The organism is Actinoplanes octamycinicus, from assembly GCF_014205225.1.
GTDB classification, from domain to species: Bacteria; Actinomycetota; Actinomycetes; order Mycobacteriales; family Micromonosporaceae; genus Actinoplanes; species Actinoplanes octamycinicus.
Window position 1 is genome coordinate 344,841 of sequence record NZ_JACHNB010000001.1, and the last position, 21,286, is coordinate 366,126.

At 71.9% G+C, this 21,286-nt stretch carries 21 protein-coding genes; 5 read left to right on the plus strand and 16 right to left on the minus strand.

From position 1 onward, the window contains the following. Positions 1 to 99: 99 nt before the first annotated feature. Both BJY16_RS01450 and BJY16_RS01455 read left to right on the plus strand, forming a co-directional pair. Positions 100 to 1,650: an RNA polymerase sigma factor gene (locus tag BJY16_RS01450; protein ID WP_185037331.1), complete on the plus strand. Its 1,551-nt coding sequence runs from the start codon at positions 100 to 102 to the stop codon at positions 1,648 to 1,650. A gap of 244 nt (positions 1,651 to 1,894) precedes the next feature. Continuing rightward, positions 1,895 to 2,137: a DUF7455 domain-containing protein gene (locus BJY16_RS01455; protein WP_185046213.1), complete on the plus strand. Its 243-nt coding sequence runs from the start codon at positions 1,895 to 1,897 to the stop codon at positions 2,135 to 2,137. Between the two features lie 951 nt (positions 2,138 to 3,088). Here the strand turns inward: BJY16_RS01455 and BJY16_RS01460 are convergent. The 3 genes from BJY16_RS01460 to BJY16_RS01470 form a co-directional block, all read right to left on the minus strand. Then, positions 3,089 to 4,693 (minus strand): GGDEF domain-containing protein, encoded by a 1,605-nt coding sequence (locus BJY16_RS01460; protein WP_185037332.1) that lies wholly within the window; start codon positions 4,691 to 4,693, stop codon positions 3,089 to 3,091. Positions 4,694 to 4,805: 112 nt separating this feature from the next. Next, positions 4,806 to 6,536: a DEAD/DEAH box helicase gene (locus BJY16_RS01465; protein ID WP_185037333.1), complete on the minus strand. Its 1,731-nt coding sequence runs from the start codon at positions 6,534 to 6,536 to the stop codon at positions 4,806 to 4,808. 338 nt (positions 6,537 to 6,874) lie between these two features. Next, positions 6,875 to 7,099 carry a DUF3039 domain-containing protein gene (locus BJY16_RS01470; RefSeq protein ID WP_185046214.1) on the minus strand — a complete coding sequence of 75 codons (225 nt, stop codon included), beginning with the start codon at positions 7,097 to 7,099 and terminating at the stop codon, positions 6,875 to 6,877. 117 nt (positions 7,100 to 7,216) lie between these two features. Between BJY16_RS01470 and BJY16_RS01475 the strand changes: the two genes are divergently transcribed. The 3 genes from BJY16_RS01475 to BJY16_RS01485 all read left to right on the plus strand — a co-directional run bounded on the left by BJY16_RS01475 (position 7,217) and on the right by BJY16_RS01485 (position 10,813). Next, positions 7,217 to 8,167 (plus strand): pseudouridine-5'-phosphate glycosidase, encoded by a 951-nt coding sequence (locus tag BJY16_RS01475; RefSeq protein WP_185037334.1) that lies wholly within the window; start codon positions 7,217 to 7,219, stop codon positions 8,165 to 8,167. A gap of 117 nt (positions 8,168 to 8,284) precedes the next feature. After that, a complete protein-coding gene (locus BJY16_RS01480; protein ID WP_239177696.1) occupies positions 8,285 to 9,169 on the plus strand; it encodes a carbohydrate kinase family protein in 885 nt (294 codons plus the stop codon). 426 nt (positions 9,170 to 9,595) lie between these two features. Next, positions 9,596 to 10,813 carry an IS110 family RNA-guided transposase gene (locus BJY16_RS01485; RefSeq protein ID WP_311775284.1) on the plus strand — a complete coding sequence of 406 codons (1,218 nt, stop codon included), beginning with the start codon at positions 9,596 to 9,598 and terminating at the stop codon, positions 10,811 to 10,813. A 58-nt stretch (positions 10,814 to 10,871) separates the two neighbouring features. Here BJY16_RS01485 and BJY16_RS01490 read toward each other — a convergent pair whose 3' ends face one another. Genes BJY16_RS01490 through BJY16_RS01550 form a run of 13 tightly spaced genes read right to left on the minus strand, consistent with a single transcriptional unit; the run spans position 10,872 to position 21,285 of the window. After that, positions 10,872 to 11,249 carry a DUF3099 domain-containing protein gene (locus tag BJY16_RS01490; protein ID WP_185037336.1) on the minus strand — a complete coding sequence of 126 codons (378 nt, stop codon included), beginning with the start codon at positions 11,247 to 11,249 and terminating at the stop codon, positions 10,872 to 10,874. Between the two features lie 59 nt (positions 11,250 to 11,308). Continuing rightward, on the minus strand, positions 11,309 to 11,884 hold the full coding sequence (locus BJY16_RS01495) for an HhH-GPD-type base excision DNA repair protein (protein ID WP_185037337.1): 576 nt from the start codon (positions 11,882 to 11,884) through the stop codon (positions 11,309 to 11,311). Between the two features lie 4 nt (positions 11,885 to 11,888). Beyond that, entirely contained in the window at positions 11,889 to 12,407 is a 519-nt protein-coding gene (locus BJY16_RS01500) for a GAF domain-containing protein (RefSeq protein WP_185037338.1), read from the minus strand. After that, positions 12,404 to 12,676 (minus strand): hypothetical protein, encoded by a 273-nt coding sequence (locus BJY16_RS01505; RefSeq protein ID WP_185037339.1) that lies wholly within the window; start codon positions 12,674 to 12,676, stop codon positions 12,404 to 12,406. Before BJY16_RS01505 ends, BJY16_RS01500 begins: the two co-directional genes overlap by 4 nt. Before the next feature lie 20 nt (positions 12,677 to 12,696). After that, positions 12,697 to 13,743, minus strand: a complete 1,047-nt coding sequence (locus tag BJY16_RS01510; protein WP_185037340.1) for a methyl-accepting chemotaxis protein — start codon at positions 13,741 to 13,743, stop codon at positions 12,697 to 12,699. Between the two features lie 31 nt (positions 13,744 to 13,774). Continuing rightward, positions 13,775 to 14,146: a response regulator gene (locus tag BJY16_RS01515; protein ID WP_185037341.1), complete on the minus strand. Its 372-nt coding sequence runs from the start codon at positions 14,144 to 14,146 to the stop codon at positions 13,775 to 13,777. Continuing rightward, on the minus strand, positions 14,143 to 14,418 hold the full coding sequence (locus BJY16_RS01520; protein WP_185037342.1) for a hypothetical protein: 276 nt from the start codon (positions 14,416 to 14,418) through the stop codon (positions 14,143 to 14,145). Before BJY16_RS01520 ends, BJY16_RS01515 begins: the two co-directional genes overlap by 4 nt. Then, positions 14,399 to 16,780, minus strand: coding sequence for a chemotaxis protein CheA (locus BJY16_RS01525; RefSeq protein ID WP_185037343.1), 2,382 nt, complete (start codon positions 16,778 to 16,780; stop codon positions 14,399 to 14,401). Before BJY16_RS01525 ends, BJY16_RS01520 begins: the two co-directional genes overlap by 20 nt. After that, positions 16,777 to 17,157, minus strand: coding sequence for a response regulator (locus BJY16_RS01530; RefSeq protein WP_185037344.1), 381 nt, complete (start codon positions 17,155 to 17,157; stop codon positions 16,777 to 16,779). The genes BJY16_RS01525 and BJY16_RS01530 overlap by 4 nt, the downstream gene beginning before the upstream one ends. Continuing rightward, positions 17,157 to 18,023 carry a CheR family methyltransferase gene (locus tag BJY16_RS01535; RefSeq protein ID WP_185037345.1) on the minus strand — a complete coding sequence of 289 codons (867 nt, stop codon included), beginning with the start codon at positions 18,021 to 18,023 and terminating at the stop codon, positions 17,157 to 17,159. Before BJY16_RS01535 ends, BJY16_RS01530 begins: the two co-directional genes overlap by 1 nt. After that, positions 18,023 to 18,637 (minus strand): HEAT repeat domain-containing protein, encoded by a 615-nt coding sequence (locus BJY16_RS01540; protein ID WP_221501856.1) that lies wholly within the window; start codon positions 18,635 to 18,637, stop codon positions 18,023 to 18,025. The genes BJY16_RS01535 and BJY16_RS01540 overlap by 1 nt, the downstream gene beginning before the upstream one ends. Positions 18,638 to 18,652: 15 nt before the next feature. Continuing rightward, entirely contained in the window at positions 18,653 to 19,714 is a 1,062-nt protein-coding gene (gene cheB / locus BJY16_RS01545) for a chemotaxis-specific protein-glutamate methyltransferase CheB (protein ID WP_185037346.1), read from the minus strand. Positions 19,715 to 19,719: 5 nt separating this feature from the next. Then, a complete protein-coding gene (locus BJY16_RS01550; RefSeq protein WP_185037347.1) occupies positions 19,720 to 21,285 on the minus strand; it encodes a chemotaxis protein CheW in 1,566 nt (521 codons plus the stop codon). Position 21,286 lies beyond the last annotated feature (1 nt).

Sequence of the window (21,286 nt, forward strand, 5' to 3'; positions counted from 1 at the left end):
GAACCGGGGGCTCCCAAAATCGACTCCGGCGAGACTCGCCCCCGCGTGCTGCGCTGGACCACGGCCGTGCCCAAACTCATCGCCTCCGGAAGGTCATTCGTGACAGAAGCCCACCAGAACGGTGCCGACGTTCGCTCTATCACCGAGGCCTTGGTCACCCATGCTCAGGGTGCGGGCGGGCAGCTCACTTCGGCCCAGGTCGCGCACACGCTCGAGTCCGCCGGCGTCAACCCGGCACAGGCCAAGAAGATCCTGCGCGGCCTGGTGGACGCCAACATCACCGTCGTGGTCGACGGCTCGGCCAGCACCCGCCGCAAGGTTGCTGCCGCCCGCTCCGCCACCCCGGCGTCGAAGGCGACCACCGCCAAGACCGCTCCGGTGAAGAAGGCGGCGCCCGCCCCGAAACAGGCCGCGCCGGCCGGCGACCCCGCCGCCGTCGCGAAGAAGGCGGCCCCGGCCGCCAAGAAGGTCGCTCCGGCCAAGAAGGCGGTCACCGCCAAGGCCGCGCCCGCCAAGGCCGCCAAGCCCGGCGAGGAGGGCCCGGAGGGCGAGGAGATCGACCCCGAGGAGCTCGCCGCCGAGATCGAGGACGTGGTGGTGGAGGAGCCGGCCGCGGTGGTCGCCGCGGCGGCGGCCGACGCCGCCAGCTCGGCCACCGACGGCGACTTCGAGTGGGACGACGAGGAGTCCGAGGCCCTCAAGCAGGCCCGCCGGGACGCGGAGCTGACCGCCTCGGCCGACTCGGTCCGCGCCTACCTCAAGCAGATCGGCAAGGTCCCGCTGCTCAACGCGGAGCAGGAGGTCGAGCTCGCCAAGCGGATCGAGGCCGGCCTCTACGCCGCGGAGCGCCTGCGGGCCGCCGAGGAGGGCGAGGAGACGCTCGAGCGCAACTTCGAGCGCGACCTCAAGTGGATCAACCGGGACGGCGAGCGGGCGAAGAACCACCTGCTCGAGGCGAACCTGCGGCTCGTGGTCTCGCTGGCCAAGCGCTACACCGGCCGCGGCATGGCGTTCCTGGACCTGATCCAGGAGGGCAACCTGGGCCTGATCCGCGCCGTCGAGAAGTTCGACTACACCAAGGGCTACAAGTTCTCCACGTACGCGACGTGGTGGATCCGCCAGGCGATCACCCGCGCCATGGCCGACCAGGCCCGCACCATCCGTATCCCGGTGCACATGGTCGAGGTGATCAACAAGCTCGGCCGGATCCAGCGCGAGCTGCTCCAGGACCTGGGCCGCGAGCCCACCCCGGAGGAGCTGGCCAAGGAAATGGACATCACGCCGGAGAAGGTGCTGGAGATCCAGCAGTACGCGCGTGAGCCCATCTCGCTGGACCAGACGATCGGCGACGAGGGCGACAGCCAGCTCGGTGACTTCATCGAGGACTCCGAGGCGGTCGTCGCGGTCGACGCGGTCTCCTTCTCGCTGCTGCAGGACCAGCTCCAGCAGGTGCTGCAGACGCTCTCCGAGCGGGAGGCGGGCGTGGTCCGGCTGCGCTTCGGCCTGACCGACGGCCAGCCGCGCACGCTGGACGAGATCGGCCAGGTCTACGGGGTCACCCGGGAGCGGATCCGGCAGATCGAGTCCAAGACGATGTCGAAGCTGCGGCACCCGTCCCGGTCGCAGGTTCTCCGCGACTACCTGGACTAAGACGTTCAGTCAACATTACGTGTCCGTTTGGTCACCACCCGTACATCAACGGGTGGTGATCAGACCGTTGTGCAGAAGTGATCGTTGACGTGGCACCCTGGGATCACGGCACACTAGTCGGAACCGGTGTGACCTCGGTCCCCCCGGGGCACTCTGGGAAGGCTGCAACGGCGCAGGGTGTTGCACGATGTGTGAGCAGTAGCCGAGGAACATGTTCATCGGTGACGAACAGAGGAGGAAGGCGATGACCCCGACCCTCACGCCGCCGGCGGGAAATCTGTCCGGCCTAGCAGCCGATGAACGGTGCGACCGCTGCAATGCAGCCGGGAAGCTCCGTTTGACACTGGCGGGCGGTGGCGATCTGGTCTTCTGCGGCCACCACGCCAACCGTTACGCCGAGGACCTGGTGAAGATCGCGGTGCAGTTCTCCGCCGATCCGGAGTTCACCTGGCGTGGCGCGAACATGATGTCGAACTCCAGCAACTAACAGCGAACAGCGGTCCCCCAACTAAAGACGCGTGACAAAGGGGCGCCTCCTGCGGGGCGCCCCTTCCGCGTGCCCGATTTCCGGTACGCGCCCGTCCGCGCGGTCCGGCCTACCGTGGCCGAGCGGTCATCACTGCTGGCCGGCTCATCCCTGGCCGCGCGCCGATCGCCGCTGCCCGGCTCACCCTCGCCGCGCGCCCAGCCACGCAGCCCGGCCCAACCTCGCCACGCGGCCATCGCCATTGCCGGTCTATCGTCGCCGTCGCCCTACCCCGCGGCCTGGCCCGTCCTTGCCGCGCGCCCATTCCCGCGGCCCGGCCCGCTGTCGCCGGCTGCCCATCCCCACGGCCCGGCCCACCCTCGCCGCCCGCCCAACCCCACAGCCCGCCCCCGCCGGCCGCCCAACCCCACGGCCTGCCCCTCGCCGGCCGCCCAACCCCACGGCCCGGCCCACCCTCGCCGCCCGCCCAACCCCACAGCCCGCCCTCGCCGGCCGCCCATACCTCGGCCTGCCCCTCGCCGACCGCCCATCCCCTCGGCCCGCCCAACCCCACGGCCCGGCCCAGCCTCGCCGCGCGGATCTGGCAAATCCTCGGCGGCTATTCGCTGTCCACACCACGGCGTTGTCCACAGGGCGCCCGCAGAGTCGTTCCCGATTCCGCAACACTGTCCAGGGCAGGCCCCCTGGGAGGGCGGGCCGTGAGCGAGCGGGCGGTGCTGCGAGCAGGCGCGGGCACTGCGAGCGGGCAGGCTGCGAGCAGGCGCGGGGGCCGTGAGCAAACGCGGGGAGCTCCGAGCGAACACGGGCAGCTGCGAGCACGCGCTCGGCGCTGCGAGCAAGCGAGCTGAACGGGCACCCTGCGAGCAGGGTGGCTGAGCGGGCAGGCAGCGAGCGGGCACGAGGCTACGAGCGACCGGACTGATCAGGCAGGCTGCGAGCGAGCACGCAGGCTCAGGCGGCGGCCCGTAAACCCGGCTCATCGGCCGTCTCGACGCCGTCGCCGCCGCGCCGCTTGGCTCGGTACATCGCCGCGTCGGCGCGGCACAGCGACTCGTTCAGGGCCGCTGCCGGGCCCACCGCGACGCCGATGCTGACCGTGGCGATGCACTCCGGGATGTCGCGGACCGCGGCCACCATCCGGGCCGCCACGGCGGCTGCCTCGGCCGCGTCGGCGCCGGCCAGCAGTGCGGCGAACTCGTCGCCGCCGAGCCGGGCCACCAGGTCGCCGGGGCCGGCCTGGCCGGCCAGCGCCGCGGCGATGGCCTGCAGTGCCGCGTCGCCGGCGGCGTGCCCGCGAGTGTCGTTGATCACCTTGAATTTGTCGGTGTCGACCAGCAGCACCGCGACGGGGCCGGTGCGGCAGGCCGCTGACTGCACGGCGCTGTCGAAGCCGCGCCGGTTGGCGATCCCGGTCAGCGGGTCCACCTCGGCGGCTCGGGCCACCTGCTCGTGCCGGGCCCGCAGCTGCTCCAGGTCGTACCGGGTGCGGGCGGCGTGCAGGGTGTTCAGCCGCTGGCGCCACAGGGCCGCGGCCAGGCTGTCGCCGTAGGCCAGGGTCGCTTCGGCGTCCCGGGAGCCGACGTGGGCCAGCAGGACCGCCCGGGTGCGGTGGGTGCTCGCCACCACCAGCCAGTCCGCGTCCGGGGTCAGTTCGGCGGCGGCCTCGGCGATCACCTCGAGAGCCTCGGCGGGACGCCCGGAGCGGGACAGCGCCACCGCGTGGAACGGCCGGCTGATCGCGAGTGTGTCGGCCGGGAAACCGCGGTCGCGCAGCCGCCGGGTGTATCGCTCGATGTCCACCGCGGCGCCGGCCGGGTCGTGCCGGTCGGCCCGGGAGCAGGCCGCGTAGAGCAGCGCGTTGTCCCGCCAGCTGGCCGCGTCGGCGCCGGAGACCTCGGCGGCGGCCCGGTTGGCGTACCGTTCGGCTTCGGCGCTGTGGCTCTCCGCCTCGGCGACCCGGTGGATCTGGTAGAGCTCCAGCGCCCAGCGCAGGTGCATCTCGGCGAGGTTCAGCAGCCACATCGCGCGGTTGCCGTTCTGCGCGCCGTCCGCGCTGCTCATCTCGTACGCGCTCTGGAACTGCGGTTCGACCAGTTCGTAGAGGCGCAGCTCGTACCAGCCGATGGCGACCGCGACCCGGGAGTTGACCGCGGCCACCGGGTCCGGCTCGCCGTCGGCCAGCATCTCCGCGGCGACCAGGTCACGCAGTACCTCGTCGGTGTCGTGGTCGGCGTCCCGCGGCCCGGCCGGGTCGGCCGTCGGCGCGCTCAGCCGCAGCCGCTGCCAGGCCCGGCTGGCCAGGGCGGCGGCCTGCCAGCCGCGGCTGCCCTCCCGCTCGGCGGCCCGCAGCATCGGCCCGGCCGCCTCGATCGCGGCCCGCTGGTCGCCCCGCGCGATGAAGGACACCACCCGGACGAAGTGCATGCAGGCCGGCCCGTCGGCGAGATCGCCGGTGACCGCCCGGAGGGCCGTCTCGGCCTCGGCCTGGACGGCGGCCGCCTCGCCGGTCTGCGCCCGCTCCAGCAGGCGCACGGCGTGCAGTGTGGTCTCGCGCATAGAACACCCCTCCGGTGGCACTGATCGGCTGCCGGAGGGGTGAGCGGAGGAAACCCGCGCAACGGGTCTGGATGGTGGCGATCCGCCCCTCCACCTGACCGAGCAAGAAAACTCAGAACGTCTGGATGGTGGCGATCCGCTCTTCCAGCTGCTCGATGGTGGCCTGCGCGCTCGGCGGGCCGCCGCAGAGCCGGCGCAGCTCCGCGTGGATCTTGCCGTGCGGCAGGTTGGTCCGGTGGTGGTGGGCGGCGACCAGGGTGTTCAGCTGGCGGCGCAGGGTGGCCCGGCGCTCGCCGGCGCTCATTTGCACGACCGGCTCGCGGGGCGCCGGCTCGGGAGCGTTGCGCGCCGCCTCCTGCTCCAGTTTCTTCTGCACGGCGAGCTGCTCGGTCTGCCGCTTGTTCAGCAGCATGGTGACCTCGTCCGGGGTGAGCAGGCCGGGCAGGCCCAGGTAGTCGGCCTCCTCGGCGGTGCCGGTCCGGGCCGGCACGCCGAACGACGTGCCGTCGTAGATGACCTCCTGCAGCTCGGCGGTCGCGGACAACGCCTCGAACTGTTTCTCCAGGTCGCCGATCGCGTCCTCGGACTTCTGCGCCCGCTCCAGCAGCTCGTCGTCCAGCCCATCCTTCTCCTTGGGCGCGCCCAGCACGTGGTTGCGCTCGGCCTCCATCTCGCTGGCCAGCCCGAGCAGATGCGGGACGCTGGGCAGGAAGACGGTGGCGGTCTCGCCGGGCTGCCGGGACCGGACGAACCGGCCGATCGCCTGGGCGAAGTAGAGCGGGGTGGAGGCGCTGGTGGCGTAGACGCCGACGGCCAGCCGCGGGATGTCGACGCCCTCGGACACCATCCGGACGGCGACCATCCAGTGCTTGTCCGAGGCGGCGAACTCGGCGATCCGCCCGGAGGCCCCGTCGTCGTCGGAGAGGACCACGGTGGGCGACTCGCCGGTCAGGTCGTGCAGCAGTTTCGCGTACGCCCGGGCGGCCGTCTGGTCGCTGGCGATGACCAGGCCGCCGGCGTCCGGCATCCCCTCGCGGACCCGCAGCAGCCGGTTGTGCGCGGCCTGCATCACCTGCGGCATCCACTCGCCGCGGTGGTCCAGCGCGGTCCGCCAGGCCTGCGCGATCAGGTCCTTGGTCATCGGCTCGCCGAGCCGGGCGGCCAGCTCGTCACCGGCGTTGGTGCGCCACCGGGTCTCGCCGGAGTACGCCATGAACATGACCGGCCGGACGACCCGGTCGCGGAGCGCGTCGGCGTAGCCGTAGACCGAGTCGGCCTTGGACCGCTGGATCCCGTCCATGCCCCGCTCGTACTGCACGAAGGGGATCGGGTTCTCGTCGGAGCGGAACGGGGTCCCGGTGAGCAGCAGCCGCCGCTCGGCCGGCTCGAACGCGTCCTTGACCCCGTCGCCCCAGCTGCGCGAGTCGCCGGCGTGGTGGATCTCGTCCAGGATGACCAGGGTGCGCCGGGTCACCGTGCGCCGCTTGTGCACCTGCGGCGCCATGCCGACCTGCGCGTACGTCACCACCGCCCCGTGGAAGTCGCGGGACGAGTGGATCTCCGAGTTGCGGAACCGGTGGTCGAGCTGGATCCCGACCCGGGCCGCCGCCTGCGCCCACTGCGTCTTCAGGTGCTCGGTCGGGCAGACCACGGTGACCGCCTCCACGGTGCCGTCCACCAGCATCTCGGCGGCGAGCCGCAGGGCGAACGTGGTCTTGCCGGCGCCGGGCGTCGCCACGGCCATGAAGTCCTCGGAACGGCGGCGGAGATACTCCACCATCGCCTTGCGCTGCCATGCCCGCAGGGGCGGGAAGATCTCCAGATTCGGCAGAGACGGGCTCAAGCTCCGGTGATCCCTTCATCCATGGAAAAACCTCCGCGGCGTAGGTCGCGGAGGCGAGGTATCAGCATAGCCGCGGACCGGGCCGATCCGGGGGTTACGGCGCCGCGACGGGCGCCGGCTGCGGCACCCGTGTCAGCGGCGCCGCGGCGGTGACCAGCGGAAGCGGGCCGGTGCGCCCGGGCCGCCGCGGAATGGTGACAAGAATCGCCCCGCCGCCGGCGACCGGCGGCGTCCAGCACGGGACGCCGCACCCGGTGCGGCCGGGCGACCGCGAGCACGGTGAGCAGGGTGACGCCGACCGGCGAGGGCCGGCGGCGAACACCGCCCCGATCAGGCGATCAGGCCTTCATCGCCTCGTAGATCTCCTTGCAGGCGGGACAGACCGGCGAGCCCGGTTTGGGCGATTTGGTCACCGGGAAGGTCTCCCCGCACAGCGCGATCACGTAGGTGCCCATCACGGCACTCTCCGCGATCTTCTCCTTGCGCACGTAGTGGAACATCTCCGGACCGGTATCGGCGTCCTTGGTCTCCGGACGCTCGAGGATCTGGGTGCTCACAGGTATCAGCCTTTCGCAAGATCACTAAGTCGGTGGAGGAAAAGCTCCAGCGGACAAGTCTGACACCTCACGCCTGGTCGGTCCAACGACAACGCAGCAGGCCCGGGCCGTACCGTTGGCGACGTGACTGACTTCGCTATTCGCTACGGCGACCACGTGACCCGTGCGCGCCGGGACGGCCGGCCGGTGGTGGCCCTGGAGAGCACGATCATCTCGCACGGGCTGCCGCACCCGGACAACCTCCGGGTGGCCCGCGAGATCGAGCAGACCGTCCGGGACAACGGCGCGGTGCCGGCCACCATCGGCATGATCGGCGGGGAGCTGATCGCCGGGCTGGACGACGCCCAGATCGAGCACCTGGCGCTCGCCGGCGACGTGGCCAAGCTCTCCGTCCGGGACCTGGCGATCGCCGCCGCCCAGCGGGCCGACGGGGCCACCACGGTCGCCGCCACCAGCGCGGTCGCCGCCGCGGCTGGGATCGGCGTGTTCGCCACCGGCGGCCTGGGCGGGGTGCACCGGGAGGCGAACCTCACCTTCGACGAGTCGGCCGACCTGACCGCGCTGGCCCGCACCCCGATCGTGGTGGTCTGCGCCGGGGTCAAGTCGATCCTCGACGTGGGCGCCACCCTGGAGCGGCTGGAGACGCTGGGCGTGTCGGTGGCCGGTTACGGCACCCGCCGCTTCCCCGGCTTCTTCATCACCGACGGCGGCTTCGACGTGGACTGGCAGCTGGACTCGCCGGAGCAGGTGGCCGACTTCATCCGGGCCCGGCGCGACCAGCAGGTCAGCGACGGCGCGCTGGTGCTGGCCAACCCGCTGCCCACCGACGAGCAGCTGGACCCGGCGCTGCACGACCGCACGCTGGCCACCGGGCTGGCGCTGCTGGCCGAGCAGGGCGTCACCGGCAAGGCGGTCACCCCGTTCCTGCTGGCGCACTTCCACGCCAGCACCGAGGGGCAGAGCCTGGCCACCAACGTCCGGATCATCCTGCGCAACGCCGCCCTGGCCGCCCGGATCGCGGTGGCCGAGAGCAGCGGCACGGCCGCCCCGGTGGGCTTCTCGGTCCCGGCCTGACCGATGCGCCGACCGGAGACGGGCCGGGCCGAGACGGCGGCCCCGATCACGACAGGCCGGGCCGAGACGGCCCGGAGCACGACGGGCCGGGCCGAGCCGGGCCGGACCACGACGGGCCTGGTGATCGTCGTCGGGGACCTGGTCACCGACGTGCTGGTGGAGCACGACGGGCCGATCCAGCCGGGTTCGGACACCGCGGCCGCGATCCGGGTCAGCGGCGGCGGTCAGGCGGCCAACACGGCCGCCTGGCTGGCCTCCGCCGGGCAGCCGGTCACCCTGGTCGCCGCGGTCGGCGACGACCGGGCCGGCCGGGACCGGGTGGCCGAGCTGGCCGCCGCCGGGGTGGGCGACGCGATCGAGGTCCGGCCGGGCGCGGCGACCGGCAGCGTGGTGGTGCTGACCGGCGCCGGCGAGCGCACGATGATCACCGATCGCGGCGCCTGCCTGCTGCTCGACCCGGCGCACGTGACCAGGGCGATCGCGGCCGCGCCGCCCGGCAGCCACCTGCACCTCTCCGGCTATCCGCTGCTGCACGCCGGGTCCCGTCCGGCGGGCCTGGCGGCCCTGGCCGCGGCGCGGGACCACGGACTCACGGTGAGCGTCGACGCGGCGTCCGCTGCCCCGTTGCGCGCCGCCGGGCCCGAGGTCTTCCTGGCTTGGGTACGCGGTATCGACCTGCTGTCGTGCAACGCGGACGAGGCGGACGTGCTGGCCGGGCCCGGCGATCCGGCGACCCAGGCGGCGCGCCTGACCGATGTCGTTCAGCACGCCGTGGTGAAGCGGGGCGCCGGCGGAGCCGTCTGGGCGAGCCGGGGCGGCGGGTCGTGGTCCGCTCCGGGCGTCCCGGTGCCGATGACGGACCCGACCGGCGCGGGCGACGCCTTCGCCGCCGGCCTGCTGAGGTCCTGGCTGGCCGGCGACCCGCCCGGCACGGCGCTGGCCGCGGGCGCCACCCTCGGCGCGGCAGCGGTCCAGCTCCTGGGCGCCCGGCCGGCGTCTTGACGCGGCGGCCGGCCGGGGTCCAGCCGACGGGCCCGGCCGGCGTCTTGACGCGGCGAGCGGGCGGGGTCCAGCCGACGGGGCCGGGCCGCGACTCGGCGAGGCAGCCGACGGGGTCACTGCGATTCCGGAGCCACGGAACCGCCCGCGGTTTCCGGAACCACCCGCGGACAGTGCAGGGTGCGGAGATCGCTCTGGACGCGCAGCGGCCAGATCTCCGCACCCGGCCCGCGCTACTTAAAGAGAATTTGGTGTACGACCGCGGCCCGGCCAGGCTTGGTCGAGGTGATCGGTAGGGTGCTCAGGCCCGCGCTGCCCACTCATATGGCGGGGTGTGGCTCTCTCCCGGCTTGGACCCTGCCGGTCACCGTGGCGCGGAGTGGCTGAAGAGGGGTTTGCCCAGCTGTAAGTAGCGTTGCCCTCCCGCTGGTGTGGTTCTGCCGCGACGACGGGAAGGTCAACGGGTACATGGGTCAGCTGATCATTGGAGTCGATCCGCACAAGCGGTCCGCGACGATCGAGATCATCAACGAGCGTGAACAGGTGCTGGCCCGTGGCAGGTACGGCACCGACACCGGTGGCTACCAGCAGATGCTCGCCGCCGGCCGCCGTCACGCCGGCCGGGTGTGGGCGGTCGAGGGCTGTAACGGCATCGGCCGGCACCTGGCCCAGCGGCTGGTCGCCGACGGCGAAACCGTGCTGGACGTCCCGGCGAAACTCGCCGCGAAAGCCCGCAACTTTGACACCGGGCACGGCCGTAAAACCGACGGTCACGACGCGCACCACATCGCGGTGACCGCCCTGCGCACCCCGGGCCTGCGCCGCGTTCACGCCGACGGCGCCACCGTCGCGCTGCGGCTGCTGGCCGACCGCCGCGACCAGCTCGGCGCCACCCGCACCGAGACCATCAACCGGCTGCACCAGCTACTGCTCGAACTGATCCCCGGCGGCGCGAAGAAGAACCTGACCACCGACCAGGCCCGCACCCTGCTCGAACGCGTCAGCGTCCCGGCCGGCGACATCGTCACCGCCACCCGCTATCAGCTGGCCGGCGACCTGGCCGACGAGCTCACCACCCTGGACACCAAGATCAAAGCAGCCAACCGGCAGCTGAAGACCGTGCTGGCCGCCACCGGCACCCAGCTGACCAGCCTCAACGGCATCGGCCCCTCCGGCGCCGCCCGCCTGCTCGGCGACATCGGCGACATCAGCCGCTTCCCGACCCGCGGGCACTTCGCCACCTGGAACGGCACCGCCCCCATCGACGTGTCCTCCGGCGACAACCATCATCACCGGCTCAACCGGGCCGGGAACCGGCGCATCAACCGGGTCCTGCACATCATGGCCATCACCCAGCTCCGCTTCGACACCCCCGGCCGCGCCTACTACCAGCGCAAACGCGCCGAAGGCAAAACCGCGATGGAAGCCATGCGAGCGTTGAAACGACGCCTGTCCGACACCGTCTACCGCCAAATGATCAAAGACGACCACACGGCACAACAGACAGCGACGGGTCCGGGAGGACACACGGGGGCGACTCTGAACTCCAGCGCGGCCGACCCAAACCCCAAGATCGACACTTCGGAAAAGTCACAACCCGGACCCGCCAACCACCACCCTAAAACACCCCTCACACCAACCCCTTGACAGAGGGGTGCCGGGAGCATGCGATCCGCACCCCAGCGGACCTGCGTAAATGAAGGCTTTAAGGCTTTTTGTCGGTTTCCCCGGGATCGACGATCTCCGCGTCGATCGTGACCGGCTCCGGGATCGGCGCCGCGTCGCTGAGCGCCATCTGATGCCGCTCCCGGGCCGCCGCGTCCGCCGCCCGCTCCGCCTTCGTCTTCGGCGCCCGGTCGTTCGCGATCAGCACCGCGGCCCAGGGCAGGAAGACCATCCCGGCCGCGCACAGGACCAGCCAGAGCGGTAGCAACGGCACCCGCGCGCTGATCAGGACGCCGCCGAGGATGAGGCACCCGACCCGGGCGCTCATCATCGCGACGTAGCGGATCTCGCGGCTGCGGAGCTGGTCGCCGGGGCTGCGTGCGGCATCGGTGATCAGCACTGAGGGCTGCTTCTTCACGGGGGTCTCCGTCCGACCCCGCCATCCTCGCACCGGTCCGGCCGCGATGCCCAACCGGACTACGCTTTCGCGGCTTTCGCCGCCGCCTTCACGGCCTTCTTGTACTCCCGGACCTTGGCCAGCGACTCGTCGTCGACGATGTCCGCGACCGACCGGTACGCGCCGGCCTCGCCGTAGCCGCCGGCGGCCTCCCGCCACCCGGCCGGAGCCACCCCGGCCTGCTTGCCGAGCAGCGCCACGTAGATCTGTGCCTTCTGCTTGCCGAAGCCGGGCAGCGCGAAGATCCTCCGGTACAGCTCGGCGCCGGTCGGCACGTCCCGCCAGAGCGCCGCGACGTCGCCGTCGTACTGATCGGCGATCACCCGGCAGACCTCCTGGACCCGGGTCGCCATCGCTTTCGGGAAGCGGTGCAGCGCGGGCGGGGTGGCGAAGATCTCCAGCAACGCCTCCGGGTCGAAGTCGGCCAGCTCGGTCGCGGTCGGCTCGTGTCCCAGCCGCTGGGCCAGCACGAGCGGTGAGGTGAACGCCTTCTCCATGGTGATCTGCTGGTCCAGGACCAGGCCCAGCAGGACCGCGAGCGGGTCGCGGTCCAGCAGCGCGTTCGCCTCGGCGGGAATGGGCAGGGAGAAAGTCATGAGGTCATGATGCCGGTTCGGCGTGCTCCTCGATCCGGCGGACCGTCTCGCCCGCCATCCGCGCCAGATAGGCGAGGTCGGCGTCGGCGAACTGCCGGGGCTGGACGTCCAGGGCGCACAGGCCGCCCAGCACGTGGCCGTTCGACGAGATCAGCGGCGCGCCGATGTACGACCGGACCCCCTCGACCGTCACCAGGGGGTTCACCCGGTGCTCCGGGTCCACGGTGGTGTCCGGGATGAACAGCGGCCGGCCGTCGGGCATCAGCCGGGTGCAGAACGCCCACTCGATCGGGGTGCCGCCCACCTCGCCGATCCAGGCCGGGATCGGACCGGTCCCGGCCAGGAACACCTGGGCGTCGTCGAGCAGCGTGTCCAGCACCGCGAACGGCGTGCCGATCCGGTCGGCCACCTCCTCGACCATGCCGGCCAGGTACTCCCGGCGGCTCTCCCGGTCCAGGCCGAGCCGGGCCACCTCACGCAGCCGGGCCGGGTCGTGCAGCTGCGGATATTGCGGCAGCCTCACGACTGGACCGTCCGGGCCAGCGCCTCGTACGTGATCAGCCGGACCTTCAGCGACCGGCCGGCCACCCGGCTCAGCTCGCCGACCTCCATCATGTGCTCGGCCACCCGGCGCAGGTCGGCCGGGTCGCTCACCGGCCGCTGCAACCCGAGGGACAGCACGGCGAGGCCCCACAGCCCCTCGGCGACCTTCGGGCCGAGCAGCTCGGCGAAGGCCTTGACCGCGTCTTGCTCGGTCGGCCGGTCCTGGCCGTAGTCCTCCATGCGAGCCATCGCGGTGCCCTCTCCCCTGCTCAGAACAACTCGATCAACGGTTCGTTCGCGGCCTCGGCGTCCGAGCCGGTCTGCGCCGCGTGGGTGAACCGCTGGCGGGCCATCACGTGTTTCGCTCGCAGGTCCTCGACGTTGATGGCCTCGTCCCGGATCTCCTCGGCGCTGCGTTCGCCGCGGGCGTACCCGGCGACCGCCGTCGCCTGACGGCTCACGTCGGCGACGGCTTCAGCCACATGTTCCAACATCTGGCGGCTGATGTCCTGGAACTGGACATGTCCGACCGCTCCGGTGGTCTCCGCGACCAGTTCGTCGGAGCTGCGCTGCACCTGCCGGGCCGCCTCGACGGTGTCCCGCAGGATGCCGCTGACCATCTCCGACATCTCCCGCTGGGCGTTCGCGATGCCGCCCAGCCGGCGGGTCATCGCGGTCTCCTCGTTCGTCTCCGGGATCTCCTGGTCCCGGTCGAACTGGGTGTCGTCGGAGAGCACCGAGTCGAGCTTGGCGGTCAGGTCGCCGATGCTGCTGCCGATGCCGTGCGCCGCCTCCGCCGAGCGGTGCGCGAGCTTGCGCACCTCGTCGGCGACGACCGAGAAGCCCTCGCCGGCGTCGCCGGCCCGGACCGCCTCGATCATCGCGTTCAGAGCCAGGATGTTGGTCGCCCGGCTCACCTCTTCGATCTGCTTGACGTGCTGGTTGAGCTCGCGCATCTCGTCGACCAGCACCCGGATCTGGTGGTCCCGGTAGAGGAAGTACGAGATCAGCCGCCCGACCAGCTGGTCGTTCGACGAGCTGACCTGGCCGAGCTCCCGCTCGGTGCGGCTGAGCGTGCCGGCGAGCTGAGACACGTCGCCGGCCATCACCTCCGCGAGCGAGTCGACCTTCACCATCTGCTCGACGATCGACTGCGCCGCTTCCCCGGTCAGGGCGATGACGTCGTTGACGTGGCCGTCGATGACGTCGCAGTACGCCGGGATCGGCTCCAGGGCCTCGGCCACGAAGTCCCCCCGGACGCCCTGCTCCGCCGGTGGTTCCGGGGTGAGCGAGAGCCTGCGGAGAAGGCTGGGCATCCGATACCTCCGATGCGAGAAGATCGAGCCGTCAGGCCCCGGGCAGCACCTGCTTGATCACACCGAGCAGCTGGTCCGGTCCGACCGGCTTGACCAGCCAGCCGGTGGCTCCGGCGCTCTTCGCCTCGGCCCGCTTGGACTGCTCCGACTCGGTGGTCAGCATCAGGATCGGCGTGAACCGCATACCCGGTGCCTTGCGAGCCTCACGTGCGAAGGTGATCCCATCCATCTGCGGCATGTTGACGTCGCTGATGATCAGGTTGGGCTTGACGCCCTTGCTGAGCTTGTCCAGCGCCTCCTTGCCGTGCCCGGCGGTCTCCACCGCGTAGCCGGCCTTGGTGAGGATGGACTTCAGGCTCATCAGCATGGTGGCGGAGTCGTCGACGAGCATCACGGTGGTCATGGTGGTTCGGTCCCCTGTCGGCCGGTGTCTCCGCTGCTCCCGGTGAGCAGCGGCAGCACCTGCGACGCCAGGAAGGCGTCTTTCGGTGCCGAGGTAATCTTCGGCCGGAAAAGCAGCATGGCCTGGAGTGCGCCGGTGTGCAGATGGTTGCATCTGCGCAGGCTGACCTTGGGCCGCTGACAGGTGCGGAGCCAGCCGACCATCTGCTCCACCTCGTCGACGGTGACCACGCCGACCAGCGACATGCTCTCGTCACGCAACTCGAGCGGCAAGGCCGAGCACCTCCTTCAGGTTCAGCACCAGCAGCACCAGGCCGTCGCCGAGCAGCGCGGTGCCGGAGAACTCCGCGGCGTAGGCGAGCAGCCCCTCCATCGGTTTGAGGATCACGTCGACCTCGCGGTGGAACTGCTCGACCAGCAGGCCGATCCGCTGCCCGTTGACCGACGCGACGAGCACCGCGAGGTCCCGGTCCGGCTCCGGCGACCAGGGCATCTCCAGCGCCCGGGCCAGGTCGATCACCGGCACCACCTCGCCGCGCATCACCACCACGTCCTGGTGCAGCACCCGGCCCATCTCGGCGGCCGGCACCCGGACCGTCTCCACCACCAGGTCGACCGGGACGCCGAACCGCTGCCCGGCCACGCTGACCACCATCACCTGGGTGACCGCCATGGAGAGCGGCAGCCGCAGCCGGGTGACCGTGCCGCTGCCCAGTTCGGAGCGCATCGTGACGCTGCCGCCGAGCTTCTCCACGCTGGCCCGGACCGCGTCCATGCCGACGCCGCGGCCGGACAGGTCGGAGATCTGGTCGGCGGTCGAGAAGCCGGGGCGGAAGACCAGATCGACCGCGTCGCTGTCGCTGAGCGACTCCAGCTCCTCCTCGGAGATCAAGCCTTTTTCGTACGCCTTCCGCTTGACCCGCACCGGGTCCACCCCGCGCCCGTCGTCGGAGACCTCGACCAGCACCGCGTCCCCGTCGGCCACCGCCGCCAGGGTGAGTCGCGCGGCCGGCGTCTTGCCGGCGGCGATCCGCTCCTCGGAGGTCTCGATGCCGTGGTCCAGGCTGTTGCGCACCAGGTGCACCAGCGGGTCGCCGAGCGCCTCGATGACGTCCTTGTCGGCCATCGTGTCCTCGCCCTCGGTGACCAGCTCGATGGTCTTGCCGAGTCGCCGGCTCAGGTCCCGGACCAGCCGCGGGAACCGGCCGAAGGCGACCGAGAGCGGCAGCATCCGGACGTCCATCACGGCCGCCTGCAGTTCCTCGGCGATCCGGTGCAGGCCGGCGTACTGATCCTTGATCCGGCGGCTGAGCGCCCGGCTGCCGAACTCCTCCTCGGCCGCGGCGGCCAGGAAGGTCAGCCCGTTCTTGGCCACGTTCAGCTCGCCGACCAGCTCCATCAGCCGGTCCACCTTCTCCTGGTCGACCTTGAGCACCCGGGTGCCGACCTGGCCGCCCGGGTCGTCAGCCCGGCCGGCCGGCTCGGCGGCCGGCACCGGCGCGGGCGGGGCGGCCAGCGCCGCCACCACCGGGTGGTCGACGGCCGGCGGCTCGGCGGCCGGTTCTACCGGGGCCCGGCCGAGCACGCCCTCGATCGCCGCGTTCACCGCCTCCTGGTCGGCGCCGGTCAGGTCGAGCGGCACGCCGAGGGCCAGGGCGGCGGCGGTGACCGAGGCGGTCAGCGCGGCCAGCTGGGTGCCGACCGGCTCGCCGACGGCCAGGGTGCGGTGCGCGGCGGCGAGCACGGCCTGCGCGTCGGCGGCCAGCGCCGGGTCCACGTGCAGGGCGTCCGGGCGGGGCGCCGGGGTGGCGACCGGGACCTCGGTCTCGTCCTCGCCCTCCAGGTGCCGGTGAATCGCGGCGGCGTCCAGCTCGACCACGCTGATCTGGTCCGGGACGTAGCGGAACAGGTAGTCCAGCTCGCCGACCGCGGCCCGGGTGGCGATCACGAAGCTGAGCAGGCAGACGTACTCGTCGTACTGGTCCGGGGCCGGCCACTCGTCCGGCGGGATCACCGCCAGCCGGTCCAGGCCGGGCACCTGGCGGACCAGGTGCAGCGGGTCCTCGGCCCGGAAGAAGCAGTCCTGGTCCGGCAGGTACCGCACGAAACGCAGGGTGGACGAGGTGGTGGCGAGCCACCCGGCGGTCTCGATCAGCCATTCGGTGCCCAGGTGCGCCAGCCACTGCGGCGGTGGGTCGATCCGGCGTACCGAAGCCTGGCTCTCCTGATCGGCGGCGGCCGGCTCGGCGCCGCCGCCGAGCGGGGCCCGCAGCTTGGTGATCAACCCGGCGGCGTCCTGGCCGGCCGTGGCCGGCAGCCGCTCGTGCGCGGTGACGTGCGCGAGCCAGCCGCGGATCAGGTCGAACGAGGCGAGCAGGTCGTCGGTCATCCCGGAGTCGAGCGCCAGCCGGCCGCCGCGGACCGCGTCCAGCAGGTCCTCGGCGGCGTGCGTGAGCCGGGTCAGCTCCGGGAAGTCGAAGAGCCCGGACGAGCCCTTGAACGTGTGCGCGGCCCGGAACACCTCGTTGACCAGCTCCGGATCGCCGGGGTGGCGCTCCAGCTCCAGCAGACCGTCGTCGACCGAGGCGAGCAGGTCGTTCGCCTCGGCGAGGAACTGGGCGAGCAGAGGGTTCATGCCGCCGGGTCCTTCCCGGTGGTGAGCATGGTGGCGACCCGGACCAGCCGCTCGGCGGCGACCGGTTTGACCAGGTAGAGGTTGGCTCCGGCCTGGTAGGCCCGGTCCGCGTCGCCGGGCCGGTCCTCGGTGCTGATCATCAGCACCGGGGCGGCCGTCCCGACCGTCTCCGAGCGCAGCGTCTCCACGCAGGCGTAGCCGTTCATCTTGGGCATGTTGACGTCCACCACGAACAGGTCGAAGGGCGTGGTCATCGCGGCCTCCACGGCCTCCAGGCCGTTCGCCGCCTCGGCCACCTCGAACCCGGCCTCCCGGAGCAGGCTGGTGTGGTAGAGCCGCACGGTCGCGGCGTCGTCGACTACTAAAACCCGGGTCATCACTTCGCTCCGGTCGGTCGCTGGTAGACGATGCCCTCCGGCAGGCGGGTCGGCGTGAAGATCGGCGAGATCCGGCTCATCGACTCCGAGTGCCCGAGGAAGAGGTAACCGCCCGGGCGGAGCGCGCCGTAGAGGTTCTCGGCGGCCCGGCGGCTGGACAGCTCGTCGAAGTAGATCAGCACGTTGCGGCAGAAGATCACGTCGAAATCCCGGAACCGGCGCATCTCGGCGGTGTCACAGACGTTCATCCGGTGCAGCGTCACCGCGCTGCGGATGCCCTCGTCGACCTGGTAGCGGCCGGCGCCGACCGGGGCGAAGTACTTGTTCACCCAGGCCTTCGGCACCCGTTGCAGGGACCGCTCGCCGTAACTGGCGTGCGCCGCCTTGGCCAGCACGTCGCTGTCGATGTCGGCCCCGTGGATCTCCACGTCCACGTGGTCGATGTGCTCCCACTCCTCGAGCAGGCGCAGCGCGATCGAGTACGGCTCCTCGCCGGTCGAGCAGGGCAACGAGAGAATCTTGACGGGGCCGACGATCCGGTTCACTCCGCCGCGGGCCGCGAGCACGTTCGGCAGGACCGTGCTGAGCATCGCGTCGAACTGGTAGTCCTCACGCAGGAAGTACGTCTCGTTCACGGTGAGCTGGTTGATCAGCTCCTGCAGCATGTCCTTGTCGTTCATCCGGAGCGCGGCGAACCAGCTGGCGAACGTGTCGTACCGGGAGTTGCGGACGCAGGTCTCGATCCGCTTGTCGACGAAGTAGCGCTTGCCGGAGCTGAAGTGGATGCCGGTCCGCTTGTAGAAGTACTCGACGAATCGGTCGAAGTCGGCGTCGGACAGGGCGCCGCTCGTGGTCGCGCCGGCCATCACGCCGTACCGGTGAGTCGGGGCAGCGCCGCGCGGACCGTGAAGGCCAGGAACGGGTCGTCCGGGAACCGGAGCACGGCCGCCTCCAGGACTCCGATGTGCTCGGCCGAGGCGGCCGGCAGCAGCGCGTCGATCGCCGCGGTCACCACGTTCGGATGCGGATCCTCGGCGATCATCTGGACCAGCCAGGACTTCGCCTCCGGGTGCGGCAGGTCGGCCAGCACCATGGCGGTCATCACCCGGACGTCGTGGTCCGGCGCCGCGAGCAGGCTGGGCAGCAGCGCCGGTGTGGAGACCGGCATGCTCGCCAGCGCCTCCGCCACCGCGGTCCGCAGCCCGGCCTCGTCGCTGGCCAGGTGCACCGCGAGCCCGGCCGCGACCGCCTCGGAGTCGTGCCCGGCCAGCGTGGTGAGCACCGCGTCGCGGACCCGCGGCTCGGTCTCCAGCCCGACCCGGGCCAGCAGCTCGGGCACCGCCTCCGGTTTCCCGGCCAGCTCCAGCGCGGCCTCCCGGCGCAGCTCCGGATCCGGGTCGTCGAGCCGGCGGACCAGCTCGTCGGTGTCGAGAACCTGCGGCAACTCAGGTTCGGGTGCCTGCTTCCGGACCAGTCCCATAATGATCAACCCTTCTCAGCGCACCCAGTCGGCCAGCCGGTCGGCGATCTCGTACGCGGGCAGCACCTCGGTCGCCCCGCCTCGCCGGGCGAGCTCGCCCGGCATGCCCCAGACCACCGCGGTCTCCTCGGATTCGGCGATGGTCCGGCCCCCGGCCGCCTTGACCGCGGCCATCTCCTTGGCGCCGTCGTCGCCCATCCCGGTCAGCAGCACACAGACCAGCCGAGCCGGGTCCAGGTAACGACTGGCCGAGGCCACCATCCGGTCCACGCTGGGATGCCAGCGGTACTCCTCGGCGGCCGGCACGCTCTTCACGATCAGGCCGTCGCTGCGCCGGGCCACCACCACGTCGGCGGCGCCGCGGCCGATGTAGATGTTGCCCGGCCGGACCGTCATGATCCGGTCCACCTCGTGCACCCGCAGCTGGCACTCCTCGTCCAGCCGGCGGGCCAGCGGACCGGTGAACGACGCCGGGATGTGCTGGGCCAGCACCACCGGGGCGCCCAGCGTGGCCGGCAGCTGCGGAAGCAGCTCGGAGAGCAGCGCCGGGCCACCGGTGGAGGAGCCGATCAGCACCAGGTCGACCGTGCCCACCGCACCCGGCTTGCGGCGCGGCGGCGCTGCGGCGGCGCGCTCGCTGTGCGCCCGGATCCGCGCGCTCAGGCCGCCGGCCCGCTTCACCTTCGCCCTCGCCGCGCCCCGGACCTTACGGACCAGCTCGGTGGACACCTCGTCGATGTTGAGCGACACGGTGCCGCCCGGCTTGGGCACGTAGTCGATCGCGCCCAGCTCCAGCGCCTCCAGGGTGACCAGCGCGTTGTGCTCGGTCAGCGAGGAGACCATCACGACCGGGGTGGGCCGCTGCTCCATGATCTTGGCCAGGCACGTCAGCCCGTCCATCTCCGGCATGTTCACGTCCAGCGTCACCACGTCCGGATGGACCCGGTCCAGCTGCTCCAGCGCGTCCACCCCGTTGCGGGCGGTGTGCACGTCGAAGTCGCCGGCGTCGGTGAGCATGCCCTTCAAGGCCCGGCGCATCAGCGCCGAGTCGTCGACCACGAGAACCGAGGTGGGCACCGTTCTCAAACCCCGGCGAGAGCCTCGTCGACGGCGGCCTCGCAGAGCTCCGCCGCCACCTCGGCCTGGCTGGCCTCGAGCAGCTGGTCCACCTGGACCAGCAGCAGCATGCGCTGCTGGTCGGGCAGGTTGGCGACCCGGGAGACCACCCGGGCCTGCTCGGCGGAGAGCTCCGGGGCCGGCTCCAGCACGTTGCGGCCGACCCGGGCCACCTCGGCCACCGAGTCGACGATGAACCCGGTGCGGGCCCCGCCGATGATCAGCACCACGATCCGCTGCCGCTCGTCCCGCTCGGCGCGCCCCAGGCCCAGCCGGGTGCGCAGGTCGACCACCGGCAGCACGGTTCCGCGCAGATTGACCAGACCTTCGACGAAATCAAAGGATTTCGGTACGCGGATCAGCGCCTCGGGCACCCGGATGATCTCCTGGACCGTGTCGACGTCGACCGCGTACTCCTCGTCGTCCAGGCGGAACACCACGAACAGTTCCTCGTCGCCCCGGCTGTCGTCGGACTGCCCTGCTCGTTCCGTGGTCATCTCCGCGTCGTCCTCCCGGTAGTCGGCGATCTCGTCGCGCACCTCGGGCGAGTCGAACATCCGGTTCACGCTCAGCACCGAGACCAGCCGTTTGCCGTCCTCCAGCCGGACCACCGACTCCACCTCGGTGGCCCGCCCGTCCCCGGTCACCACGCTGGGCAGCGGGGCGACCAGCTGGTGCGGCACCCGCAGCACCTCGCGCACGGTGTCCATCACCACGCCGACCACGCTGTCGTCCAGCGAGACCACGACGATCCGGTTCTGCGGCTCCAGCGGGGTCACCGGCAGCCCGAAGACCTGGCGCATGCTGACCACCGGCAGCAGCCGGCCGCGCAGGTCGATCACGCCGAGCACCCGGCTGCCCGCGTTCGGCACGTGGCTGACCGACTCCGGCGCCTGGACGATCTCCTGTACCTGGTCGATCGGCAGGGCGTACTCCTGGCCCTCGACCGCGAAGCTGACCAGCTCCAGGGTGTCGTCCGACTCGCCCTCGCGGTCCTCGTCGCCGGGGACCCGGGTGGCCGCCGCGTCCCGGCCGCCGCCGGCCCGCTGCGCGGTGAGCCGGGCGAACTGGCTGCCGATCAGCCGGTCCACGTCGAGCACCGTGGTCATCTCCCCGTCGCCCGACTTGATCACTCCGACCAGCACGTCCGAGCGGACCGTGGCCTGCACCGCGTCGGCCGGCTCCAGCGCCTGCGGATCGATGCTGATCACGCTGGCCACCCGGTCCACCACGAAGCCGAGCGGCACCCCGCCGTCGACCACGATCACCCGGGTGGTCTCGTCGTGCTCGGCCTGCTGCATCTGGCAGCACTGCCGCAGGTTGACCACCGGGAGGACCCGGCCGCGCAGGTTGGCCAGCCCCTCCAGGGACGGCGGCCCGAGCGGCACCTTCACCACGGCGGGCATCCGGATGATCTCCTGCACGCGGCGCATCGGGAAGGCGTACCGCTCCCCCAGCATGTCGAAGGTGACATAGTCCGCGTTGTCCTCGTCGAGGTCCGCCGCGGCGGCCTCGTCCACGTCCACGCTCATC